20 protein-coding genes are annotated in these 20715 nt (G+C 32.6%); 7 read left to right on the top strand and 13 right to left on the bottom strand.

Translation table 11 applies throughout. The annotated features are described in order from the left end of the window. Positions 1–77: 77 nt before the first annotated feature. The 4 genes from mreC to C1S72_RS05555 all read right to left on the bottom strand — a co-directional run bounded on the left by mreC (position 78) and on the right by C1S72_RS05555 (position 4085). Entirely contained in the window at positions 78–890 is an 813-nt protein-coding gene (gene mreC / locus C1S72_RS05570; RefSeq protein ID WP_104734652.1) for a rod shape-determining protein MreC, read from the bottom strand. A 10-nt stretch (positions 891–900) separates the two neighbouring features. Then, positions 901–1929: a rod shape-determining protein gene (locus C1S72_RS05565; RefSeq protein ID WP_104734651.1), complete on the bottom strand. Its 1029-nt coding sequence runs from the start codon at positions 1927–1929 to the stop codon at positions 901–903. Between the two features lie 55 nt (positions 1930–1984). Continuing rightward, complete coding sequence (gene purH / locus C1S72_RS05560) at positions 1985–3517, bottom strand: bifunctional phosphoribosylaminoimidazolecarboxamide formyltransferase/IMP cyclohydrolase (RefSeq protein ID WP_104734650.1); 1533 nt, start codon at positions 3515–3517, stop codon at positions 1985–1987. A gap of 112 nt (positions 3518–3629) precedes the next feature. Further along, on the bottom strand, positions 3630–4085 hold the full coding sequence (locus C1S72_RS05555; RefSeq protein ID WP_104734649.1) for a GAF domain-containing protein: 456 nt from the start codon (positions 4083–4085) through the stop codon (positions 3630–3632). Positions 4086–4175: 90 nt separating this feature from the next. On the opposite strand from C1S72_RS05555, the gene xrtF reads away from it, so the two are divergent. The 6 genes from xrtF (at position 4176) to C1S72_RS05525 (ending at position 9012) form a co-directional block, all read left to right on the top strand. Beyond that, entirely contained in the window at positions 4176–4724 is a 549-nt protein-coding gene (gene xrtF / locus C1S72_RS05550; protein ID WP_104734648.1) for an exosortase family protein XrtF, read from the top strand. Further along, positions 4721–5149, top strand: coding sequence for an exosortase F system-associated membrane protein (locus tag C1S72_RS05545; RefSeq protein WP_104734647.1), 429 nt, complete (start codon positions 4721–4723; stop codon positions 5147–5149). Before xrtF ends, C1S72_RS05545 begins: the two co-directional genes overlap by 4 nt. An 81-nt stretch (positions 5150–5230) precedes the next feature. Beyond that, complete coding sequence (locus C1S72_RS05540; RefSeq protein ID WP_230401583.1) at positions 5231–5608, top strand: HYC_CC_PP family protein; 378 nt, start codon at positions 5231–5233, stop codon at positions 5606–5608. A 66-nt stretch (positions 5609–5674) separates the two neighbouring features. Next, positions 5675–6406 carry a heavy-metal-associated domain-containing protein gene (locus C1S72_RS05535; protein ID WP_104734646.1) on the top strand — a complete coding sequence of 244 codons (732 nt, stop codon included), beginning with the start codon at positions 5675–5677 and terminating at the stop codon, positions 6404–6406. Next, positions 6403–8640: a TonB-dependent receptor gene (locus tag C1S72_RS05530; protein ID WP_104734645.1), complete on the top strand. Its 2238-nt coding sequence runs from the start codon at positions 6403–6405 to the stop codon at positions 8638–8640. Before C1S72_RS05535 ends, C1S72_RS05530 begins: the two co-directional genes overlap by 4 nt. 18 nt (positions 8641–8658) lie before the next feature. Beyond that, complete coding sequence (locus C1S72_RS05525) at positions 8659–9012, top strand: heavy-metal-associated domain-containing protein (RefSeq protein ID WP_104734644.1); 354 nt, start codon at positions 8659–8661, stop codon at positions 9010–9012. Positions 9013–9060: 48 nt separating this feature from the next. Here C1S72_RS05525 and C1S72_RS05520 read toward each other — a convergent pair whose 3' ends face one another. The 9 genes from C1S72_RS05520 to miaB form a co-directional block, all read right to left on the bottom strand. Continuing rightward, the gene (locus C1S72_RS05520) at positions 9061–11406 is read right to left on the bottom strand and encodes a hypothetical protein (protein WP_104734643.1); all 2346 of its coding nucleotides are present in this window, start codon (positions 11404–11406) and stop codon (positions 9061–9063) included. A 115-nt stretch (positions 11407–11521) separates the two neighbouring features. Beyond that, entirely contained in the window at positions 11522–13153 is a 1632-nt protein-coding gene (gene groL / locus C1S72_RS05515; RefSeq protein ID WP_104734642.1) for a chaperonin GroEL, read from the bottom strand. 25 nt (positions 13154–13178) lie between these two features. Next, positions 13179–13454 (bottom strand): co-chaperone GroES, encoded by a 276-nt coding sequence (locus C1S72_RS05510; protein WP_104734641.1) that lies wholly within the window; start codon positions 13452–13454, stop codon positions 13179–13181. 157 nt (positions 13455–13611) lie between these two features. Beyond that, positions 13612–13968 (bottom strand): preprotein translocase subunit SecG, encoded by a 357-nt coding sequence (gene secG / locus C1S72_RS05505; protein ID WP_104734640.1) that lies wholly within the window; start codon positions 13966–13968, stop codon positions 13612–13614. Next, entirely contained in the window at positions 13968–14909 is a 942-nt protein-coding gene (locus C1S72_RS05500; RefSeq protein ID WP_104734639.1) for a hypothetical protein, read from the bottom strand. The genes secG and C1S72_RS05500 overlap by 1 nt, the downstream gene beginning before the upstream one ends. Position 14910: 1 nt before the next feature. After that, positions 14911–15426 carry an LptE family protein gene (locus C1S72_RS05495; RefSeq protein WP_104734638.1) on the bottom strand — a complete coding sequence of 172 codons (516 nt, stop codon included), beginning with the start codon at positions 15424–15426 and terminating at the stop codon, positions 14911–14913. Between the two features lie 77 nt (positions 15427–15503). Further along, positions 15504–16874, bottom strand: a complete 1371-nt coding sequence (locus C1S72_RS05490) for a DUF7507 domain-containing protein (RefSeq protein ID WP_104734637.1) — start codon at positions 16872–16874, stop codon at positions 15504–15506. A 40-nt stretch (positions 16875–16914) separates the two neighbouring features. Then, on the bottom strand, positions 16915–18174 hold the full coding sequence (locus C1S72_RS05485; protein WP_104734636.1) for a sigma-54 interaction domain-containing protein: 1260 nt from the start codon (positions 18172–18174) through the stop codon (positions 16915–16917). A gap of 106 nt (positions 18175–18280) precedes the next feature. Continuing rightward, positions 18281–19726 (bottom strand): tRNA (N6-isopentenyl adenosine(37)-C2)-methylthiotransferase MiaB, encoded by a 1446-nt coding sequence (miaB, locus tag C1S72_RS05480; RefSeq protein ID WP_104734635.1) that lies wholly within the window; start codon positions 19724–19726, stop codon positions 18281–18283. A 152-nt stretch (positions 19727–19878) separates the two neighbouring features. Here miaB and C1S72_RS05475 point away from each other — a divergent pair, with 152 nt between their 5' ends. Beyond that, positions 19879–20652 carry a hypothetical protein gene (locus C1S72_RS05475; RefSeq protein ID WP_104734634.1) on the top strand — a complete coding sequence of 258 codons (774 nt, stop codon included), beginning with the start codon at positions 19879–19881 and terminating at the stop codon, positions 20650–20652. Positions 20653–20715 lie beyond the last annotated feature (63 nt).

Genomic DNA, 20715 nt, shown 5'->3' with positions numbered 1-20715 from the left:
AAAAATTGATTTGGTTCAAAATTAAAACTTGTACTAAAACCAATACAATGAACCTTATACTATATGAAAAAATAATATTATTCATTATTGAGCAGACTATTGATTTCTTCTTTGCTTCTATTTTCTATAATATAAACATGTTCAATGTTGGTCATGTCATTAAACAGTTTAACGTTAATTGTATAAAAGTTTTCTGCGTCATCAAGTTTAAAATTTTCAATTGTCCCAATACGTATGCCTTTTGGGAAAATTATAGAACGACCAGAAGTGATAATGGTATCGCCTTTTTTTAGTGGCGCTATTTTAGAGATTTCTGTTAATTGTACGATGTTAGGTGACTTGGTGTCCCAAATTAAGGAACCAAAATGATTGGTGTTTTTTAATTGAGCACTTATTTTAATATTAGTGTTCAATATGGATAAAACAGTTGCGTAATTTTTACTGGTTTTATCAATAATTCCTAAAATACCTTTTGAGGTAATAACACCAAAATCTTGTTTAATACTGTCTTTTCTTCCTTTGTTAAGTGTTAAAACATTGTTGCTTAAAGCATAACTGTTTTTTATAATTCTAGCAGGCGTAAACTTATAATTGCCTAGGGCTTGTGTGCTATCATAGGCATTTTTTAATTCACCTTGAGAATTATATAGGATGGATTTTAAATAATTGTTTTCCTCCTGAAGTAGTTTGTTCTGATGTCTTAAATTGAAAAAAGACTGGACATCATTAACAGAATTATAAATACCACCTGTTAAAAAATTGGCTGAATTTATAAAACGGCTTTTGTGGTAGGAATGTGACTGAATGGTAAAAACCGTAGCTAAAAACATCAAAAACAAATACAACAAAAAGACTTTGTTTCTTAAAAAGAAGTTGATTATTTGTTGCATGATTTAAAAGCTATTTAATCAATACGCTTTTGTATTTTGATAAGTTTTTAAGTGTAATGCCTGTTCCACGAACAACAGCTCGTAGTGGGTCTTCAGCAATATATACTGGTAAATCGGTTTTTTGTGATAGACGTTTATCCAATCCACGTAACATAGAACCACCACCTGCTAAATAGATACCAGTATTATAAATATCAGCAGCCAATTCAGGAGGTGTTTGTGATAACGTCTCCATAACGGCATCTTCAATACGTAAGATTGATTTATCAAGTGCTTTTGCAATTTCACGATACGAAATAGATACCTGTTTAGGTTTCCCAGTTAATAAATCTCGTCCTTGAACACTCATATCTTCTGGAGGTAATTCTAAATCTTCAGTTGCTGCACCAATTTGAATTTTAATCTTTTCTGCGGTACGTTCACCAACATATAAATTATGTTGAGTTCTCATGTAGTAAATGATATCGTTTGTGAATACATCACCTGCAATTTTAACTGATTTGTCACATACAATTCCACCAAGAGCAATAACGGCAATTTCAGTTGTACCACCGCCTATATCAACAACCATGTTTCCTTTAGGCTGCATAATATCTACACCAATACCAATAGCAGCAGCCATAGGTTCGTGAATCAAATAGACTTCTTTCCCATTTACACGTTCAGCACTTTCTTTTACAGCACGCATTTCAACTTCTGTTATTCCTGAAGGAATACAAATAACCATTCTTAAGGATGGTGGAAACAATTTCTTTTTAAGCGCCGGAATATTTTTAATGAACATACTGATCATTTGTTCTGAAGCATCAAAATCGGCAATAACACCATCTTTCAAAGGTCTAATGGTTTTGATATTCTCATGCGTTTTTCCTTGCATCATACTAGCTTCCTTTCCAACGGCAATGATTTTGCCTGAAACTCTATCACGAGCAACAATAGAAGGGCTGTCAACAACAACCTTATCGTTATGAATAATTAATGTATTGGCAGTTCCTAAATCTATTGCTATTTCTTCGGTTAGGAAGTCAAAAAATCCCATGTGCTATAAGTAAATTTTTGAGGTTAATTAAGTCTATCTCGTAAATGTAATAAAATTAATGTTTAAAATGACGTGTTCCAGTAAATACCATAGCAATATTATTATCATTACAATAATCAATACTTAACTGGTCTTTTATTGAACCACCTGGCTGAATAACAGCATTAATTCCTGCATTATCTGCAATTTCTACACAATCTGGAAATGGGAAAAAAGCATCACTAGCCATAACGGCTCCATTCAAATCAAAATTAAAGGATTTTGCTTTATGAATTGCTTGGTTTAAGGCATCAACACGACTGGTTTGACCTGTTCCGCTAGCGCATAGTTGTTTGTTTTTTGCCAATACGATGGTGTTAGATTTGGTGTGTTTGCAAATTTTGGATGCAAAAATTAAATCTTCTAACTCGCTTTCTGACGGTTTATTGTTTGTGGCGTAAGATAAATTTTCGACGTTATCCGTTTTATTATCTCTGTCTTGAACTAAAACACCATTTAAACAGGTTCTTACAGTTGTTTGAGGTAATTCGACATCATTTAGAATCAATAAAATACGATTCTTTTTTCCTTTTAAGATTTCTAGAGCCTCATTGGAAAAAGAAGGAGCAATAACCACTTCACAGAATAGGGAATGAATTTCGTTGGCAGTTGTTTTATCAATTTCAGTATTAGCAATTAAAATACCACCAAATGCTGAAACTGGATCACCAGCTAAAGCATCAACGTATGCCTGATGAACAGTTTCGCGTTGTGCAAAACCACAAGCGTTATTGTGTTTTAAAATAGCAAAAGCAGGCGCTTCACCATTAAATTCGTTCATCAAATTTACAGCAGCATCCACGTCTAATAGGTTGTTATAACTTAATTCTTTACCATGAACTTTGGTAAACATATCATCAAAATTTCCAAAGAAAAAACCACGTTGGTGAGGGTTTTCGCCATAGCGTAATACCTTGCCATTTGTTTCACTTATTTTTAAAGTAGCTATTTCGTGATTGCTATTAAAATAATTGAAAATCGCTGAATCATAATGTGAAGAAACATTAAATGCTTTAGCTGCAAATTGTTTACGGTCATCTTCCGATGTTTCACCATTTTTGGTTTGCAATAATTCTAAAAATGTTGAATATTCATCAACTGATGAAACACAAACAACATCAGCATAATTTTTTGCAGCTGCTCTAATTAAAGAAATACCACCAATATCTATTTTTTCAATAATATCCTGATTACTCGCGCCAGATGCTACGGTTTTTTCAAAAGGGTAGAGGTCAACAATTACCAAATCGATTTGTGGAATATCAAAATCAACCAATTCAGCTACATCGCTATCATTGTTTTGCCTATTTAAAATACCGCCAAACACTTTTGGATGTAATGTTTTTACGCGACCGCCAAGAATGGATGGGTAGGAGGTTACGTCTTCAACAGGTACGACATTAATTCCTAAATCTTTGATAAATTTTTCAGTACCACCAGTTGAGTAAATAGTAACATTTTGCTTGTTTAATTCACGAACGATAGGCTCTAATCCATCTTTACTAAAAACAGATATTAATGCTGATTTAATGGTTTTGTTGTTGCTCATTTTAGATGTGTTGTTTAATGATTGCAAAAGTAGTTAATTCAATCAAAAAACAGTGTCTAAAAAGGCTGCGAAAATGGTTGTTTTTTCAACTTAAAACGGAAGTTGTTAACAACTACAAAATTGTTGCTACTTTTTTGCAGACAAATTCTAAAAAACGTTCATCGGCTTCGGTAAAAGGATCGGCAGTATTAGAGTCAATATCTATCTGACCAATATTTTGGCTATTAACAAAAATTGGAACTACAATTTCTGCCTTAACCGTTATACTACAAGCAATGTAGTTGTCTTGAGCTGAAACATCAGGTACTACAAAATTTTTATTACTTATGGCAACTTGCCCACAAATACCTTTTCCAAATGGGATGATGGTATGGTCTGTAGGTTCACCAACATATGGGCCTAATTTCAATTCGTTTTTATCACCATTTTTAAAATAAAAACCAACCCAATTGTAATAAGAGATTTCTTTTTCAAGAAGTTGGCAAATAAGAAATAACTTATCATCAACTGATGTGTCTTTTTTTGAAACTATTTTAGTTATTTCTGGTTTTAACCCTTGGAGCGTCATTGTTTAAAAGTTTTGGTAAAAGTATTTAAAATGCGGTTATATTAGTATGTCATTTTGTATAAATTTAACATCAGATATTTTATAGACAAAATGAAGAAATTATTCATAAAATATAAATCAGTTATTAAATTCATTCTAACTTTTTTGTTAGTATATTTTGTGCTTTCTATATCATATAAATTTTACTTGCAATGGTCAACAGGCGAAAAATATTATCCTGATTATCTAACACATGCAGTAGCAAATCAAACTGCATATTTGCTACATGATTTAGACTATAGAGTGCAAGTAATTCCGCATCCTGATGAGGCTTCTATGAAATTAATAATTAATGAGAAATATGTGGCGCGTATTATTGAAGGTTGTAATTCGGTAAGTGTCATCATTCTATTTGTCTCGTTTATTATTGCGTTTTCAGGAAAATTTAAAACGACTTTTTTTTACATATTGGCTGGAAGTGTTTTGATTTATGTGGTTAATTTGGTTCGTGTGGTGATATTGTCTGTTGGGCTATATCACTACCCATGGAGAAAAGATATTTTGCACACAGTTATTTTTCCTGGTATAATTTATGGAATGGTCTGCTTGCTATGGGTGTTTTGGGTTAATAGGTTTTCTAATGTAAAACAGATACGATGAAAAAAAGGATAAAGATATTATTGCTTTTTTTCTTGTTTGGCCTGTTGATTTTGATACGCATTTTTGAAAACAGTTTGTTCTACGATCCTTTTTTGATGTTTTTTAAAAACGATTATTTATACATTGATTCGCCAAGGCGTGAAGTTTTTAAATTAACCGCTTTTACTAGCTTACGTTTTGTGCTCAATACTCTAATTTCGTTAGGTATTTTGTATGTTCTGTTTAAAGATAAAAGTATAGTCAAGTTTTCAGCTATTATTTATGGGATTTCATTTTTAATATTAATTGTCCTCTTTTTATACTTTGTTGTTAATCCCAGACAAGAAGACTATTATTTGTTTTTTAATATTCGAAGGTTTTTAATTCAACCTTTGTTGCTGCTTTTGTTGATTCCAGCTTTTTATTACTATAAGCAGCATCAATAAATGTTAATCCTTTTTTAAAACAAACCTTATTAATTCCCTTTTTTGTAAATTTGTATCGTGGTAAAGAAAGTTTTACATAGTATGTTTTCAGTTCTAATGGCTTTTTTAGTGCTGTTTTCTACGGTTTCATTCACTATTGAAAAACATTTTTGTGGTGATGTATTGGTAGATGTGTCTTTGTTTGCTGAAGCTGAAAAATGTGCTTCAGAAGCTGAAGAAATTATTGCCAAAATGGACTGCTGCAAAGATACCATTGATGTTGTTCAAGGACAGGACGAGCTCACAGTGAAAGCCTTTGATGACCTTGATTTTGAGCAACAAGTATTTGTTACCACATTTGCATATTCTTATCTAACGTTATTTGAGGATTTATCACAACAAGTAATTCCTCATAAAGATTACTCACCTCCCAACTTGGTTCACGATATACAGATACGTGACCAGGTTTTCTTAATTTGATTTTTTTGAACAACCTCCGTGAAAACGGATAGCTAATTAATTGTTCAATTTATAAATCAAACAAAAATGACACATACATATACCGTTACGGGAATGACCTGTAACAGTTGTAAGGCAAAAGTTGAAAGTGCTTTACAAAATTTAGACTATGTTGATGACGTTCAGGTAAATTTGGAAGCTCAAGAAGCACGAATTACCATGACAGAACACATAGCAAATAAAACGTTGCAAGACGCATTACCAGAAAAATATCAGATTTCGCAAAAAAAAGAGCAAAACATCTTTGCTTCAACTTCAAAACAGGTGGAGGAAAAATCAGACTTAAAGAAATTGTTTCCTTTGTTTTTAATCTTTGGCTATATAATTACAACGGCTTTTTTACTAAATAACAGCCCAATGGATTGGAGCAGTTTTATGCTTGATTTTATGGGCTTATTCTATATTGTTTTTAGCTTTTTTAAATTATTGGATTTAAAAGGTTTTCCGGAATCATTTAAAATGTACGATCCATTGGCTAAAGTTGTTCCAGCCTATGGTTGGATATACCCATTTATAGAAGTTGTTTTGGGACTGATGTTCCTGATGCGTTTTCAAATTCCTTTAGCTTTAGTAATTACTTTAATTGTTCTTGGTATCACAACAGTTGGAGTCACCAAAACATTATTAGATAAAAAGTCCATTCAATGCGCTTGTTTGGGAACAGCATTAAAACTGCCTATGACCAAAGCGACTTTTATTGAAAATAGTATTATGATGGTTATGGCTATTATCATGCTGATTAAAATTTATAGCTCATGAAAAGGATATTAATCATTATGTTAATGCTTCCTTTTTTGTCTTTTTCACAAACCGAAATCAGTGGAGAGATAGTGGAAGTTAATGCTGAAAACAAAGAAGTACCATTGCCAGGAGCTAATGTTTATTGGCTTAACTCAACGGTTGGTGATGTAACCGATTTTGATGGAAAGTTTACTATTCCGTATCAAAGCGATTACAAAAAACTGGTAATTAGTTATGTTGGCTATAAAACGGATACCTTGACCATAACGGAACCAAAACGAATCCGTCATACTCTACAAAGTACCAGTACCCTTGATGAGGTAACAGTAACCTCAAGAAAACAAGCTACGGCAAAATCATATTTACAAGCTCAAAATATTATGACTGTGAGCAGTGATGAATTGTTGAAAGCTGCTTGCTGTAATTTATCGGAGAGTTTTGAAACCAATCCTTCAATTGATGTGAATTTTGCAGATGCTATTTCAGGAACGCGACAAATAAAAATGCTAGGATTAACGAGTCCTTATATTTTAATTACTACTGAAAATATTCCGTCAATTAGAGGAGCTTCGCAAGCATATGGATTAAGTTTCATTCCAGGGACTTGGGTAGAAAGCATTCAAATAACCAAAGGCGCAGGTAGTGTTGTTAATGGTTTTGAAAGCATTGCAGGGCAAATCAATACAGAACTTGTAAAACCATCAACAGATGATAAATTGTTTGTCAACTTTTATGGAGCCAGTAGCCAGCGTATGGAATTAAACACTCATGTTAATACCAAAGTGAGTGATAAATGGCATACAGGTTTGTACTTACATGGCAATACGCATAACAAAAAGCACGATGTTAATGATGATGGTTTTTTAGATATGCCTTTGTATAATCAGATAAATATCATGAACCGTTGGCAGTATACTAATCCTGAAAAAGGTTTTGTGAGTTTTATCAATTTAAAATACCTAAATGATGGTAAGCAAACGGGTCAGCTAGATTTTAATCCAGATACAGATAAGTTAACCACAAATGCTTGGGGAAGTGAAATTGATACGGAACGCTATGAGATTTCGGCTAAATTAGGTTATGTAAATCCAGAAATTCCATATCAAAGTATTGGTGTTCAAACAGCATTTAGTAGTCATACACAAGACTCTTACTTTGGGTTGAATCAATATGATATTACACACAATAGTCTTTATGCTAATGCCATGTATAACTCTATAATCAGTGATTCTAGGCACAAAATTAAAACGGGTATTAGCTATACCTATGATCATTATGATGAGTTTGTAAATACTACTGATTTTGAACGAACAGAAACATCCATTGGCGCCTTTTTTGAGTATAATTATGATAATCTTGATAAGCTGAATCTAACAGCAGGATTACGTGTTGATAACCACAACTTGTTAGGTTTTTTTGTAACACCAAGGCTACATGCTAGATATACACCATGGGAAAAAGCAGCTTTTAGAGCTTCTATAGGAAGAGGTAAACGCAGTGCTAATATTTTTACTGAAAACCAAAGTGTGTTTGCAACATCTCGTCAAATTAATATTTTAAATTCTGGAGGTGAAATCTACGGTTTGGATCCCGAAATTGCTTGGAATTACGGTTTGTCATATTTACAAGGCTTCAATTTGTTTGGTAGAAAAGCTGATGTTGCTTTTGATTATTATCGAACTGATTTTACGAACCAAATTGTAGTTGACTATGAAAACCCTCAAGCAGTTAGCTTTTATAATTTGCAAGGTGATAGTTATGCTAATAGTTTTCAAACGGAATTAAATTACAATGTTTTTGAGCATTTTGATTTGCGTTTGGCATATAAATATTATGATGTAAAAACACAGTATCAATCAGGTGAATTAGAGAAGCCGTTAACAGCAAAGCATCGTTTTTTTGCCAATGCTTCTTATGAAACCAAACCAGGTGACAAAGGCGGTCAATGGAAGTTTGATGCAACCTTTAATTGGTTAAGCAAACAGCGTTTTTCGTCAACTGTTACAAATCCAGCGCAATATAGGTTGCCTGAATACTCGCCTACAGTTGGAACAATCAATGCGCAAATAACAAAAGTGTTTTCTTCAAAATTTGAAGTATATTTAGGAGGTGAAAACATAACCAATGTTAGGCAGAACAATCCGATTTTGGCTGCAGACGATCCGTTTGGAGCGAATTTTGATACAACATTTGTGTATGGTCCTGTATTTGGAAGTATGTATTACGCAGGATTGCGATTTAGAATAAATTAAAATTTAAAAATAAAACTTATGAAAAATTTAGTTATTGTATTAATCATGTTAGTAGGCTCCGTTATCTATGCACAAGATAAGAATGCCAGAGCCTCACTTGAGGTGGATGGTGTTTGTATGATGTGTAAAGAGCGTATAGAGAAAGCCTGTATTAAAACTAAAGGTGTGAAATCGGCTGTATGGAATGTTGAGACACATGAATTAAAATTAATTTATGACGAACGCAAAACCGATTTAAAAACTATTAATCAAAATATTGCTAATGTTGGTCATGATACCAAAGAAATAAAAGCAACGGAAGAAGCATACAATAGTGTGCATGCATGTTGCCGATATCGCGATGAAGATGTAAAAAAAGATCATGAAGATTAACGAAGCAATCCTATCAAAAAACACCACAACTCGTGGTGTTTTTTAATTTTATAATTTAATGTTATGAGTTTTTGAGATTAAACTACCATCTTCACAAATGCCTTCAATATACAAGTTGATTGAGTCGTAGTAATAATTTGGGATTTTAAAAATGAAAAATCCATTTTCATCATTTGATAGATTTGGTATCCAGTTTAAAACACCATATTTAGCAAATATTTCTTGCTTTGTTTTATCATATGCTGGTGAATAATAATTTTTAGCTATTGAAAAGCCTATTTTTATTTTATTATTATTAAACCTACTTTTATTTGAGCTTTTAGTGGACATACCTTTTTTAGTAAAGATATTAATTGCTCCACCAGGACTATTCATGCCATATCCTATTCTTGAAATATATAATGCTTCTACGTCAAAAACAGTTAAGTATTGAATAAAGTCTAAAGTGCTATTAATTTGCACATAGTCTAAAGAGACACTTGGACTTAGTGCGCCTCTAAAATTTGTAACACGTCTTGATAGAATACTTAAATTCTGACCGCTTTCTCTAACTTCAAAGCCATTATTTCTAATAATATCAATTATTCGAGTATTTGGTGAGTAGTATGTTTCTAAATCTATTAATTTATTATTAACACCGCCGTTAACCATAAATTTTTGTTCTTTTTCTTGTTTCTTTGAAGATAAGAGAACAGTATCCAATTGTGTGACAAATTCGTCATAGATAAAACCATCAACAGTACTCTTGTATTTGAAATCTATTTCAGGTAGGTGTTCTGTTTTTATTGAATCAACTACATATGTTGGGTAAACATTATAATATATCTGTGGTTTTACTAATTTTCCTTTTATATTTTTAGCACTAAGAGAAACAACCGAACTATCCATTAGGGACAGATTATCGAAGTTAAAATATGTGTTTTTAACTTCAGAGGTTACCATCAGTTCATTTTCTTCTGAAAATAATATTATCTCTTTAACGTCAGTGTCTTTTGCTGAATTGATTTTTCCTTTAATTTGAAATCCTGTTTCAAAATTATATTTAGCAATTTGAGGTTTGTAAAAGATGTTTTTCCAGTTGTAAGAACTCCATCCTTGAGTGAGTAGTAATAAATCTAAATCATGATTGGTTTTCCTGCTATTATCTTTAAAATAATAACTAGGATTTTCAATATGTCCTTTAATATATGGTTTTAATAAGAGTGCCAATGTTATTGTGTTGTCGCTTTCATAAGCTTCAGATGCTGCGGGTAGTATAGAGACACTAATAGTTTGTTTTAATAGGTTCTTTCCTCTAGACGCCAGTTTAATTTGTGTAGAATCTTTATCTGAATTTTGAGATAAAAACATGACATCGTTAATTAATTTATCTTTTTTGTTAAATAAAAGTCGCTCTAAAACAGGTTGATTTTTATCATTAAATAATGTTAAAATATTTATACCATCGAATAACTGATTTTTAGGGATAGAGGTTAGATATTCATATTTTTCAGTTTCAAAAGCTATATCTATTTTTTTATATAAACCATCTCTATGAATTAAAAAGTAGTATGAACCGTTTAATAGGCTTGGCAAAGTTTTAGAATTCGTTTTGATATTTACAAACAATATTTCATCATTGATGTTGTTAATATTGATGCCAATTCCTATTGGATCAGCTTTTGGAATATCTTTAGTTATAATTGTACCATTATCAACTGTGATTTCAACTCTATAGGACTCATTTTCTTTTATAAAAAGATTAAACTTTCCAATGCCAAAGGTATTACTTTTAAAGCTAGATAGAATGTTGCCATTGCTATCCAGAACTTTGCCTAAAGTTATTATTAGTGGGTCTCCATTAAAATCAATTGCTTTAAAACCAATACTGTTATTTGTGTTCTCTACTAGATGACCTCCTTCTGGTAGTAATTGAAAATCAACTTTTTGTTGTTGGTTTACAATTTTTGATTTATTAACAGATTCATCCAAAATCATGAATTTTTGCAAGCTATGACGAGATTCATTAAAATTCCGCATCCAATTTGTTGAAACTTTTAAAAAATAAATACCAGGAGAGTAATTTTTTGCTAAACTGAAATCGCCATGTGTCATTCCATCTTTAGCGTAATAAACTTTTTTTTCAATTAAATGACCTTCAGCATCATATATCGCGGCATAAACATTTGTTGTACTCAAATATGGTTTTTGAGTTTTGGTGTCATATATATATGTTTTAAACCATAATGTTTCGCTAGTAGAAAATTTTGACTTATTTACATGGGTGTAAATAGTTTCAGGATTTAATTTAAAATATTCAACATATTTATCTTCTACTAAATTATTATTTTCGTTTTGAGAAAATCCACAATGTAAAACTAAAATTAAGGAGGTTAATAAGGTAATAGATTTCAATATGTAAAAGTTTAGATTTAATAATGATGAAAAAATAAAGATACTATTTTAGTTCATAAAAAAAACACTCCAAGAAATTTCTTGGAGTGTTTTTAATTTTGCTATTAATGTTATTTTACATCATGCCTGGCATGCCACCGCCACCCATTGGCGGCATTGCAGGAGCATCTTCTTTAATATCAATTAAAGCACACTCTGTAGTTAGAATCATACCAGCAACTGAAGCAGCATTCTCTAATGCAACACGAGTTACCTTTTTAGGGTCAATAATCCCAGCTTTAAGCATGTCAACATAGGTTTCAGACTTGGCATCAAAACCAAAATCTTTTTTACCTTCCATAACTTTTGAAATCACTACACTACCTTCACCACCAGCATTTTCAACAATGGTACGCAATGGTGCTTCAATAGCTCGAGCCACAATTTGAATACCTGTGACTTCATCTAAATTTTCTGTAGTAATTTTTTCAAGAACTTTTTTAGCTCTTACTAAAGCAACACCACCACCTGCAACAATACCTTCTTCAACGGCTGCTCTTGTAGCGTGTAAAGCATCATCAACACGATCCTTCTTTTCTTTCATTTCTACTTCACTAGCTGCTCCAACATACAAGACAGCAACACCACCAGCTAATTTAGCAAGGCGTTCTTGTAGTTTTTCTTTATCATAGTCTGAAGTTGTTGTCTCTATTTGGGCTTTAATCTGGCTCACTCTAGCTTTTATATCAGAAGCTTTACCTGAACCGTTTACGATAGTAGTATTATCTTTATCAATAGTTACTGTTTCAGCAGTTCCTAACATGCTTAAGTCAGCATTTTCAAGTGTAAAGCCACGTTCTTCCGAAATGACTACACCACCTGTCAAGATAGCAATATCTTCTAACATTGCTTTACGTCTGTCACCAAATCCAGGTGCTTTTACAGCAGCTATTTTTAAACCACCACGTAGTTTATTCACAACTAAAGTTGCTAAAGCCTGACCTTCAACATCTTCTGCAATAATTAATAAAGGTCTTCCTGATTGCGCAACTGGTTCTAGAATTGGAAGAATTTCCTGAAGGTTAGAAATCTTTTTGTCAAATAACAAAATGTATGGATTTTCTAAATCTGCAATCATTTTATCAGCATCAGTCACGAAGTAAGGTGATAAGTAGCCTCTGTCAAATTGCATACCTTCCACAACATCTACATACGTATCAGTACCTTTGGCTTCTTCAACCGTAATAACACCTTCTTTACCTACTTTTCCAAAAGCTTTGGCAATTAAATCACCAATGGTATCATCATTATTTGCTGAAATAGAAGCTACTTGTTTAATTTTTTCTGACGAGTTACCAACTTGCTTGGCTTGTTTTTCAAGATCTTTAGTGATAGCCTCAACAGCTTTGTCAATACCACGTTTTAAATCCATTGGATTTGCTCCGGCAGCTACATTGCGTAAACCTTCTTTTACGATAGCTTGTGCCAAAACGGTTGCAGTTGTTGTTCCGTCACCAGCTAAATCGTTGGTTTTTGAAGCAACTTCTTTTACCATTTGAGCTCCCATGTTTTCAAGCTCGTCTTCAAGCTCTACTTCTTTGGCAACTGTAACACCATCTTTGGTTACTTGAGGAGCGCCAAAACTTTTGCTAATAATTACGTTTCTACCTTTTGGGCCTAATGTTACTTTTACTGCGTCTGCTAATGCATCTACACCACGTTTTAATCCATCGCGTGCATCAATATCAAATTTTATGTCTTTTGCCATTTTTCTTTAGTTTTTTAAATGATGATTAAACAATTGCGAGAATATCATTCTCTCTCATAATTAAATAGTCTTTACCTTCTAGCTTTAACTCGGTTCCAGCATATTTGCCATAAAGAACTTTGTCACCAACTTTAACAGTCATTGGTTCATCTTTGGTTCCTTTTCCAACTGCCATAACTTTACCTTGTTGGGGTTTTTCTTTGGCGTTGTCAGGAATGATAATTCCAGAAGCTGTTTTAGTTTCAGCTGCAGCCGGTTCTATTAAAACACGATCTGCTAATGGTTTAATGTTTAATGCCATTTTGTATTATATTTTGATTAATTAAACTTGTTTTTATGCATATATAGTTAGCTAAAAATGTGCCAATGGATTGGGACTGACAAATTTTCACTATAAATTGAGGTACAAAAAAAGCCAACTAAATTAGTTGGCTTTTTTGTGTTTTTCAATCTGTAAATTATTGGGCAGAATCATTTGCTGTCCCTGTATCATCAGTCTGGGCAGGTGCTGTAGCTGCAGGAACAACAGGTTGTGTTGTATTAACATCATCAATTGCTTTTGACTCTGCATTTCCAGAGCCTCTGTTGATAGCAACATTAGAAAGTAAAATTAATACCAACATTAGTGTTGCTAAAGTCCAAGTACTTTTATCTAAAAAGTCTGTTGTCTTTTTTACACCACCTAATTGTTGAGTGCCACCACCACCAAATGATGACGATAATCCACCGCCTTTTGGGTTTTGTACCATAATTACTACCACTAATAAAAATGCTACAACAACTATTAAGGCTAAAAATATTGTAAACGTACTCATTATTCTTTATTATTTTGTTCTTGTAATTGTTCTACTGCTTTAATTTGGTCTGCAAAGAAACCACTTTTTTCTGGATATTTCAAACTTAAAATTTTGTAAGATTGAATAGCTTTTTTATAGTTCTTTTGCTCCACGTAAATTCTAGCTAAAGTTTCGGTCATTAAAGCTTCTGGCTGTATCATTTGTTCTTCAGCCAAATTAACATTTTTAGTTTCCGATTTGGTAGGCTTTAGTTTAGGATTTGTATTTAAGAAACTATCAATAAGCTTAAATTTTTTATCACGTTCATTTGGGTTTTTAGAAGTTGAAGTATGACTTAACTTTTCTTCAGCAATTGAACGATCAATAGGTTTAAAGCGTGTAAGCTTTAACCACTCATTAAAAGAATGTTTTTCATTGATGTCAAATTGTAAAGGCGTTCCAATTTTTAAAATGTCTTCAGGAGATTCTTCTAGATCAATACTAGCTTCAAGTGCATCCTTTATAGGTTCATTTTCATCCAATTGAAAATTAACAATTTTAGATTTTTTAACTTTTGGTTGAAATAAATCTGGGTCTAAAACATCAGTAGTATCTTTTATTTGTTGTTTTAGGGCGTCATCAATTTCAATACTTTTATCAACCGAAACAGCTTCAGCAGAAACATCCATGTCTTTAACGTGGTCGTTGTGACTCTTAATAAATTGCGATATTTCGTTTTGAATGAAATTTTCAGAAGTGATAAAATCGAATAGAATACTCCTGTCCGTAGTGTAAGCTGCTGCCACTTTTAAGGCGGAATTATAATCAGAGCTATCGTTGTTTTTTAAAGCTTTTAAATGAATTGCTCTTGCTGATTGAAAATAAGGGTACTTATTAATTATTGCTTCTAAATCTTCAGTATGATTAGAGGTAACCTTTTTTGGTTTTTGAATAATTTTTGAAAATTCAGCAGTATTCATATTACCATTTTGCTAGTGAGGCATTAAAGATATCTTGTGTAATACGTGTAAAAAGCTCTTCATATGCAGCGTCTTTTGTTGCACCTGTTAATAGGGTACTACCTGTATAATCATAAAAAAAAGAGAAATTCTGCTCAAAATCATCTTCTTCATTTTTTTTATTATAAAAACGAACTCTTACAGACATGGTTAAGCGGTTTTGGGCTGCTGTATTGTTTGCGGTAGCTGTTGTTGGCGATATCCTGTATTCGGTTATCTCGCCTTCGTAAACCAAGTCGCCATTAGATTTCACCAAATCTAAATTAGTTTGATTTAAAAGTAAATCTTGTAGAGCTAATGTGAAATCACGATCTAAACCTGGTTCAACCAATAGAGCATTATTTTGAAAATAATTTACTTGAAACGTTTTGACATCTGATGAAATAGAGGCTCCTGTAAACGAATACGCTCCGCAGCCAATAAATGTTAAAGTGGAAATCAATAATCCAATATATATATAAACTCTTTTTTGAATCATTTTAGAAAAACTAAAAATAAATGAAGTTCAAATTTAATTCTTTAAATGCAAGTAAGTCATAAAGTTTTCAAAAAATATTAATCTGGAATTACATCGCCTTGATAATAATAATTGCCAAAAGCTCTTTCAGGTTGAGGTCCGAGTTCATCAATATACTGTCTAGTTGAAGATTCTGGTAAATTGTTTCCGTTCAAGGTGTAACTAAAGGTAATCATACTTGGATCAGAATAATTGATTAAGGTTAAGTTGTTTTGAGAGAATAAATAAAATATTGGATTGTAATTTCCAATAAAAGGATCAATTAAAGGGAATAAATTAATCAAATTAGTTGTAGAGTATAACGGGTTAGTAATATTGTCATGGCTAAATGCTACACAGTCAGTATCTGAACAATCACTGGTAACATTACCACTATAGCCATTCCAAAACATGTCGCCACATGATCCAAATTCTGAAAATTCATCCGTCACTGTATTGTATTCAGAAGTGTAAAAATAGCTACATACACTTAGCATTGGATTAGTACTACTAATAATATACTTTGCAAAATATGCTTCGGTATATTCAATGTTACCATCAGTCCAAACATCTTCTGTATAATTGGTGGAATCAATGTAATAGTCAGGGTCATCATCAAAAAATTCAATCTGACGACTGCCAATACTCATAATCCTATTCTCTGAATTATAAGTAATATTGCTAGACCATAAGGGCACACCATTGACATCATTTTTTGAGTAATTAACAAGTCTTTGTTCTGAATCAAACTCAAAATCATAAATGTAAATATTATGCGGTTGCGTACGAATATCAGTGTAGTATATTTTATACAATTGCCCATAATAATCAAAATACATTTTTATATAAGGATCACCATCTGAATTGAGAATATGAAATTGTGAGATTATGGTAGAGTCTGTTGTTGGTTCGGTTAAATTGGTTATTGTGGCATCATCTGTCAGATTCCCGTCCGTGTCAATGCCGTCATCACTAACATCAATAATGATATTGCCATTTGGAGTTGTGGCATTAACAGAAATGGTATTAGAAATGCCTCCAGCATCTACATCAGTTTGTGTAATAGTGTAAGTTGCATTATAAATAGCCGTTTCGTTAACTAAAAGTGATCCATCGCTACTTCCCGAATCTGAACTCACAAAGTTAACGGGAGAATTAAGGGATAAGACATTGTCATCGTTGTCAATCAAAAAGTAAGACAAGCTGACATTGGATAAGACTACCTCACCCATATTTTTAACCGAAATGGTGTAGGTTAAAACATCATCAACACCCAAAAAGTTGTTTTCATCAGAAGTTACTTCAACAATATTAGTGACTTCCAGCCCAGCATTTTCATTTATGTTAGGTGGTGATTGATTATCATCAGAATTGTCACTGCAGGAAAAAAAGAAAAAGATTAGGGAGATTATTGTTAGTAATCGAATCATAATGAATTGAATTATAATTCGTTAAGTTATCAATAAATTATCACAAATCAAATTGCTTAATCTTTCTGTAAAGCGTGCGTTCACTGATGCCTAATTCTTGAGCTGCTAGTTTTCGTTTACCGTTATGGCGCTCAAGTGATTTTTTTATGAGTTCCAACTCCTTGTCGTGTAAAGATAATGTTTCTTCTTCCTCAATTTCTTCGGCAAAGTGATACTTATCATGGATTTCTTCAGATTCAGAGTAATTAGATTCAGATGATTTTTCAGGGATTGATAATACTTCTAAATCTTCAACAGTTGTTTCTTCATCATCTTCACCATATATTTTTTGAATAAGACCTTCATTTTGTTTTTGAACTTCTGAACCGTTGCCACTTTTCATTAGTTCCATGGTGAGTTTCTTTAAATCATTTAAATCACTCTTCATATCAAAAAGAACTTTGTACAATATTTCTCGCTCACTGCTAAAATCGCTTTCTGATTTTGTGGTATTTATTACAGCGGGTAAGTTACTTGATGCGTCAGGTAAGTAATCTTTTAAAGTTGCAGCACTGATTGTGCGATTCTGTTCTAAAACAGAAATTTGTTCGGCAATGTTTCGTAACTGACGTATGTTACCGCTCCAGCGATATTTTAATAGTAGATTTACAGCGTCATCAGTTAATTTGATAGTTGGCATTTTGTATTTAAGGGCAAAATCACTAGCAAATTTTCTAAAAAGTAAATGAATGTCATCCTTGCGATCACGAAGAGGCGGCAAGTGAATTTCAACAGTACTCAAGCGATAGTAAAGGTCTTCACGAAATTTTTCTTTCTTGATGGCTTCGAACATGTTGACGTTTGTAGCAGCAACAATTCTAACGTTTGTTTTTTGAACCTTACTTGAGCCAACTTTTATAAACTCACCATTTTCAAGCACCCGCAGTAAACGTACTTGAGTAGTAAGTGGTAATTCGCCAACTTCGTCTAAAAAAATGGTTCCGCCATCCGCAACTTCAAAATAACCAGAGCGTGTTTGAGTGGCTCCTGTAAAAGCACCTTTTTCATGACCAAACAATTCACTATCAATGGTGCCTTCTGGTATAGCTCCACAGTTTACAGCAATATATTTACCGTGTTTTCTGTGCGATAATTGATGTATTATTTTTGGAATACTCTCTTTACCAACACCAGATTCGCCAGTAACTAAAACGGAGATATCTGTAGGTGCAACCTGTATGGCTTTTTCAATAGCACGATTAAGTGTGGGATCATTGCCAATGATACCAAATCGTTGTTTTATTGCTTGAATGGATTCCATATTTATTCTTGATTCAAGAGTCAAGTCAAAAGAGTCAAGACTATATATTTTTTAACAAAATATTTTAGAGTCATTCTTGATTCTTGTCTCTTGGTTCTTTATTTTTTTAATTGTTTTCAGAATATCCAACCGCTTCACCAATAAGCGTAGCTGTGGTGCAATCGGTTATTTTTACATTAACAAAATCTCCAACTTTATATTTTTCTTTAGGGAAAACCACTACGGTGTTTTGTGTGTTTCTTCCTGACCAATGCAAGTCAGATTTTTTTGATTCTTTTTCAATCAATACTTCTTCCAATTTACCCAAATGTTGCTGTGTTCTATAATAACCATGCGCACGTTGCAAATCAATAATCTCTTGAAGGCGACGTTTTTTAACAGCTTCTGGAACATCATCATCCATCTTTCGTTCTGCTAGTGTTCCTGGGCGTTCCGAATAAGCAAACATAAAACCGAAATCGTATTTTACATACTCCATTAAACTTAAGGTGTCCTGATGATCGGCTTCAGTTTCTGTTGGGAAACCAGCAATCATATCTTGACTTAAGGCTATATCTGGAATAATGTTTCTAATGTCATCAATGAGTTTGAAGTACTCTTCACGCGTATGCTGACGGTTCATTTCTTTTAAAATACGGTTGCTACCACTTTGAACTGGCAAGTGAATGTAATTACAAATATTACGATGCTTTGCCATAGTTTCTATAACATCTAGCGTCATATCCTGTGGATTGGAAGTTGAAAAGCGAATACGCATTTTAGGCTGTGCTTGTGCGCACATATCTAATAATTTCGCAAAATTTACAGCAGTAGCTTTTTGAAGGTCGCTGGCTTTGTCAAAATCTTTTTTTAATCCGCCACCATACCAAAGGTAACTGTCCACATTTTGTCCTAAAAGCGTAATTTCTTTAAAACCTTTATTCCATAAATCGTTGACTTCTTCAATAATACTTTGCGGATCTCGACTGCGCTCACGGCCACGGGTAAATGGTACAACACAAAACGTACACATGTTGTCACAGCCTCTGGTAATTGAGACAAATGCTGTTACACCATTACTATTTAAACGAACTGGTGAAATATCACCATATGTTTCTTCTTTTGAAAGTATGACGTTTATAGCATCACGACCGTCTTCAACTTCTGATAACAGGTTTGGTAAATCCTTGTAAGCATCTGGACCAACAACTAAATCAACAATCTTTTCTTCTTCAAGAAATTTGCTTTTTAAACGTTCTGCCATACAGCCTAAAACACCAACTTTCATTTTTGGATTAATCTTTTTTACAGCATTGTATTTTTCTAAACGTTTGCGAACAGTTTGTTCGGCCTTATCACGAATAGAGCAGGTGTTTACTAATACCAAATCAGCATCTTCGAGGTTTTGTGTTGTGTTAAATCCTTCATTTGAAAGAATTGAAGCCACAATCTCACTATCACTAAAATTCATTTGACAGCCATAGCTTTCAATAAAAAGTTTACGGCTATTATCTTTTTTGGCTTCTAAATTTAGGCTTTCACCTTGTCTATTTTCGTCTATTATCTTTTCCATAAATACCTCTGAAAGTCTTTTCAGTCAATAAGTATGCAAAGTTACGATTATTTTCTAATTAGTGACAAAGTGTCATACAATTAAAATAATTTTGTTATTGACTATTTATATGGTTACTTTGATAGACGAAACTAACCAATCTTACATTATATATGAATACAATAGAACGTATTTTAGAAAAAATTCAAAATGCCAAAGCATTAGATTTTGGTAACATTTTTAATGATTCCATTGAATTATTTAAGAAAACTTGGATGCAAGGATTTTTACTGCAATTATTCTCCATGATAATTATGTTGCCATTAATACTGATAATTTATGTGCCGTTAATTGGTGTCATGATTGCTCAAGCAGAAAGTGGTGACATAAACCCAGATGCCTATGATGCTGTGTTTGCAGGCTTTTCTGTTTTATTTATTATTTTAATAATTGTTGGTGCTTTGGTTTTAAGCACTGTAACGATTGCGCTTCAAGCTGGTTTTTTTAGAATAATGAAGCGTTTGGATCATGATGAAGAAGTTCTAACATCCGATTTCTTTCATTTTATAAAAGGGAAATATTTAGGCAAATTATTTGTTTTAATGTTAGCATCTGTTGTTATTTCATCCATAGCAACCTTATTATGTTTCTTACCATTAATATATGTTATGGTGCCTATGTCATTTTTCACTATGTTTTTTGCCTTCAACCCAGAGCTCTCGGTTAGTGACATTATTAAAGGAAGTTTTGCTTTAGGTAATAAAAAGTGGTTATTGGTTTTTGGCTTATTAATTGTTTCATCATTATTGGCACAAATAATAGGAATGATACTCTGTGGAATTGGCGTACTATTCACGGCAGCCTTTGTTTATCATCCCACCTATTTAGTCTATAAAAATGTAGTAGGCTTTAATTCTGATAGCCCAATTAACCATATTGTAGAATAATCTAAAATATTATTTTAATACTAATAAACCTGTGTTTTTATACTAAAAAAAGCATGGGTTTTT

The organism is Hanstruepera ponticola, assembly GCF_002940745.1.
Taxonomy (GTDB): Bacteria; Bacteroidota; Bacteroidia; order Flavobacteriales; family Flavobacteriaceae; genus Hanstruepera; species Hanstruepera ponticola.
The sequence above is the reverse complement of the archived record's forward strand: the minus strand, read 5'-3'. Positions and strand labels throughout refer to the sequence as shown.